Below are 3,670 nucleotides of genomic sequence, written 5' to 3'. Positions count from 1 at the left end.
GCGGGGAGCAGGCTGACTGACCTGCCACTTTAGGTGGAGGGACTGGCATTCTGAAGCACTTTCACCGATAACGACAATTCAGACATCTCCTTGGCGGCCGGAGTGTCGACTCCAAAGCCACCCCCCTTCCGCATGGCTGCGACACAAGAGGGGCGTGACTGCCGCAACACATGCACCCGGTCTCAGTCGGCGTCATGGTGACCGTAGGTACTGCGGATCTCGGTCTCGCTCTCACCCCGCCACAGCACGTGCCAGTGCATGTGCTTCGACTCTTGGTACAGCCCCAGGTTCGTGACCACCGAGCACGCCCCGCGCTCCGCCTCGACCAGGGCCGCGACGTCCCGGACGACGCCGACAACCTCGGCGAGCAGGTCCGGGCCGGCACTGCCGAGATCGGTGAGGGAGGGGACATGCTCCTTGGGGATCACCACGATGTGTACTGGATAGGAAGGATTTGTGTGGTGGAAGGCAAGCACCCGCTCGGTCTCCATCACTGGCCGGGTCTCCACCTGACCCGTCAGAGCCTGGTGACAGTAGAAATCGCTTACCGTCGCGTTGGTCGACATTGCACATCACCTTCTACATCGGACCAGAACTGCCCCTCACTGCACGGCCTCACGCCGAGCCCGCCTCACAGCGAGGCCTCCTCCCCATAGTGCTCGCGGCAGGCGGTGAGGCCGTCCGCGATCTCGGCTTCAGTCATCGCCACGGGCCACCGCCCTCCCTGCCGGCCCAAAGGCAGGTTCCGCAGAGGCCGTTTCGAAGAGGGCCGCCAAAAATGGCATCCGCTGTTGGCTCCACCAGGGTGCGGTGGCGCACGAGGGACGCCGCAATCTACAAGCCCGGGACGGACAACGGCGCGCCAACGCGCCGCTCTCCTTGCGGCGCTTGGAAGCCTCGGCGATTCGGCCAACGCCCGTTTGTGGCAGTGCCGTTGTGGGGCGCGGGTCGGTGTAGCTTCCACGGGCGCCCGTGCGCTGAATCCCGGGGTTTCCGTCCCGGCCGAAAGACGTGTGTTCGAAAAGCCGGGGGCTGTCGTTGAGCCCACGACAGCGTCCGACCGGTGATCCAGGGGGCCGAATGACCACGTCCGAGGCACACAGCACACCGACCGGCGCGCCGCCTCCGCCGCCGCCCGCGGAGATCACCTACAGCGGGCAGTACTCCGTCAATCCGCTCGCCGAGGTGTCCTTCCGGGCCATGTGCGCGACGCTCCCGGCGGTCCTGGCACGGATCGGCCGGCTGTCCTGGCGGACCGACCGGCGGGCCGTGCAGCTCCTGGTCGGGTGCCAGGTCGTCACGGGGGCCTCGGCCGCGGTCCTGCTGGCCGCGACCGCCCGCGCGATGGGGCCCGTACTCGGTGCCGGGAATGCTGCCGACCGGCTGCACGGAGCGCTGCCCGCGCTGCTGGTCGTCGCGGTCGCCGCCGCGTTGAACCGGGTTTCGGGTGCCGTGGCCACGTACGCGGAGCGCAGGCTGACTCCGCTGCTGACCTCGCAGACGGACAGCGCGTTGGTGGAGGCGGTGTGCCGGGTGGAGGCCGCGGCGTACGCCGGGGACGGTTTCTCCGACCGGCAGGAGGCGGCCGAGATGGGGGTGGTCCGCACGCATGTGATGGTGACCGACGCCCAGCGGTTCATGTCCTCGCTGATCCGCCTGGTCACCGCCGGGGGTGTGCTGTCGCTGCTGAACGTGGTGATGCTGCCCCTGCTGCTGCTCGCCGTGCTGCCGGCAGGGGTCGGCGCCGTGCTGACGGCCCGGGTCGACTACGAGATCCACTACGCCAACGTCTCCGACAGGAACGTACGGGGGATGATGCGCTGGTGGGCCACGACGTCCAAGTACAGCGACGAGGTCCGCGCCAACTCCATGACCGACTACCTCGTCTACTGGTACCGGGCCCTGTCCGACCGCTGCGACCGGCGGAACCTGGCCGCGGCGCCGCGGACCCTGCGGATCTCGCTGCTCTCCTCGCTGGCCGGTGGTGTCTTCCTCCTGGCGACGTGGGGTGCCCTCGCCTGGCTCGCGGTGACGGGACGGATCGAGCCCGCGATAGCCGCCACGGCCGTCATCGCCGTGCAGACGGCGCTCGCCGCGCTCTCCCAGGTCGTCGTCAACGGCGCCGCCGTCTTCCACACCAGCCTGTACCTGAGCGATATGCGGTCCTTCCTCGACGAAGCTGCCGCCCGTGCGCCCCGGCGGGGACCGGGAAGGATCAGCGGCCCGGTCGAGCAGATCCGGCTCGACGAGGTCGTCTACCGCTACCCCGGCAAGGACAGGCCCGCCGTGGACGGCGTCTCCCTCACCCTGGAGCGCGGGCAGATCCTCGCGATCGTCGGCGCGAACGGCTCGGGGAAGTCGACCCTGACCCGGCTGATCACCGGCATCTACCTCGCCGACAAGGGAACGGTCACCTGGAACGGATCCGACCTGGCCGACACCGATCCGGACACCGTCTGGCACCGCACCGGGCTGGTGCCGCAGGACTTCGCACGGTGGCCGCTGCGGGTCCGTGAGAACGTCACGCTCGGGCAGCCACGCACCCACGACGACGGACCCGTGTGGGAGGCCATCGACGCGGTCGGTCTGCGCGAGGCCGTCGAGGAGCTCCCGAGCGGTCTGGACACCCTCCAGGCCCGCGACGTCTGGGGCGGGGTGGACTTCTCCGGCGGGCAGTGGCAGCGCGAGGCGTGTGCCCGGGCCCTGTACCGGCAGCCTGACCTGCTGATCCTGGACGAGCCGACGTCCCAGATGGACCCGCGCGGCGAGCACCAGATCTTCGAGGAGATCAAGGCCATCGCCGCCGACCGCATCACCATCGTGGTCACCCACCGCCTGGAGAACACGAAGGTCGCCGACCACATCGTCGTACTGGAACACGGGCGCATCACCGAACAGGGCCGCTACGACGACCTCGTCCACGGCGGCGGAACCTTCGCCGAACTCCTCGCGCTCTCCCAGGACCGATAGCCGTCCGGACCTCTCCCCCGCCCTCATCCCCGATGGAGGACCTGCGTGACCACCGAGAAGGACACCCTCACCGTCTGGAACACCTACGGCACCCACCAGCTGGCCAGAGGCCTGGAGCTGCCCAAGCTGGACGCGTGGGACTGGGGAGTCCCACAGGCCGGTCCCGGCATCGGCGCGCTCGGCGAGGTGGCGGGGCTTCGCGTCCTCGACCTCGGCAGCGGACTGGGCCGGCATGCCGCGAAGCTGGCCGCCCTGGGCGCCGAGGTCACCGCCGTGGACGCCTCCCCGGCCCAGCACCAGCGGGCCGTGACCCGCTACCCGAACACCCCCGGCCTGCGCCTCGTGTGCGCCGACGCCGTGGCCCGCCTGCGCGATGCCGGCCCGTACGAACTGGTCTTCCTCTGATCTTGGCCAGTGCTCCGCCCTTCAGGACGGGGGTGAAGGCCATCCTTGGGGCGGAGGCGCGAAAGTGAGGAGACACGCGAACCGCCCCAGGACGGTTGCACCCACCCTCAGGTGCCGGTGCTGCCGCGCTGGGCGGGGGCCGGGGCGCTCGCGCCCGGCTCCCAGGGCGGAAGGGTTTCCTCTTCGGTCCAGGCGGCCAGCGCCTCGCCGTCGATGCGGACGATCCCGCAGGTGTCGGCGTATGCGGCGGCGGGCGCGGTGAAGGAACTGGTCGTCACGAGGACGGCGACGTCGG

At 70.0% G+C, this 3,670-nt stretch carries 4 protein-coding genes; 2 read left to right on the top strand and 2 right to left on the bottom strand.

Translation table 11 applies throughout. The features are described from left to right. Window positions 1-182 precede the first annotated feature (182 nt). Window positions 183-566 (bottom strand): HIT domain-containing protein, encoded by a 384-nt coding sequence (locus VR44_RS37570; RefSeq protein WP_045952157.1) that lies wholly within the window; start codon window positions 564-566, stop codon window positions 183-185. Between the two features lie 514 nt (window positions 567-1,080). Here VR44_RS37570 and VR44_RS37565 point away from each other — a divergent pair. Beyond that, window positions 1,081-2,970: an ATP-binding cassette domain-containing protein gene (locus tag VR44_RS37565; protein WP_045952156.1), complete on the top strand. Its 1,890-nt coding sequence runs from the start codon at window positions 1,081-1,083 to the stop codon at window positions 2,968-2,970. 45 nt (window positions 2,971-3,015) lie between these two features. Next, window positions 3,016-3,375: a class I SAM-dependent methyltransferase gene (locus VR44_RS37560; protein WP_052714011.1), complete on the top strand. Its 360-nt coding sequence runs from the start codon at window positions 3,016-3,018 to the stop codon at window positions 3,373-3,375. Window positions 3,376-3,482: 107 nt separating this feature from the next. Here the strand turns inward: VR44_RS37560 and VR44_RS37555 are convergent. Beyond that, window positions 3,483-3,670, bottom strand: a 188-nt coding sequence (locus VR44_RS37555) for a restriction endonuclease (RefSeq protein ID WP_045952155.1), incomplete at its 5' end; no start/stop codon positions are given.

This window comes from Streptomyces katrae (assembly GCF_000966975.1).
GTDB classification, from domain to species: domain Bacteria; phylum Actinomycetota; class Actinomycetes; order Streptomycetales; family Streptomycetaceae; genus Streptomyces; species Streptomyces katrae.
Note: the sequence above shows the minus strand (reverse complement) of the source record. Positions and strands in the feature narration are given on the sequence as shown.